We start from the raw sequence: 405 nt of genomic DNA, 5'->3' as shown, positions 1-405 counted from the left end.
TCATTTTCATCAGACAGTTTTGGCGTATAGCGATAGCATGTTTCACTTATCATGAAAGTACGACAGGCTAAGGCAATACTCATTTTATTTGTGCTAACGACTTCATGTGCTAATACTTTGCGCTCAGAAGCCTTTACCACTTTTTTGCCATTGCCTCCTGAATGACCTCAGATTTCAGCCGCTCTTCAGCATACATTTTCTTTAAACGGCGATTTTCATCTTCAAGCTCTTTCATTCGTGTCATTAAAGACGCATCCATGCCGCCGTATTTAGCGCGCCATTTATAAAAGGTTGAGTTGCCCATACCATGTTCACGGCATAGCTCAGGAATAGGCACGCCGCTTTCTGCTTGTTTTAAGATGGCGAGGATCTGACTGTCTGTAAAATGTGCTTTTTTCATAATTT

The 405-nt window shown here is 41.5% G+C and carries 1 pseudogene; it reads right to left on the bottom strand.

The features are described from left to right. A pseudogene (locus CWB66_RS20115) lies at nucleotides 1-400 on the bottom strand (transposase); the annotation flags it as partial. Between the last annotated feature and the right edge of the window lie 5 nt (nucleotides 401-405).

The sequence above is a fragment of the Pseudoalteromonas sp. S558 genome, from assembly GCF_005886635.1.
GTDB lineage: Bacteria > Pseudomonadota > Gammaproteobacteria > Enterobacterales > Alteromonadaceae > Pseudoalteromonas > Pseudoalteromonas aliena.
The sequence above is the reverse complement of the archived record's forward strand: the minus strand, read 5'-3'. Positions and strand labels throughout refer to the sequence as shown.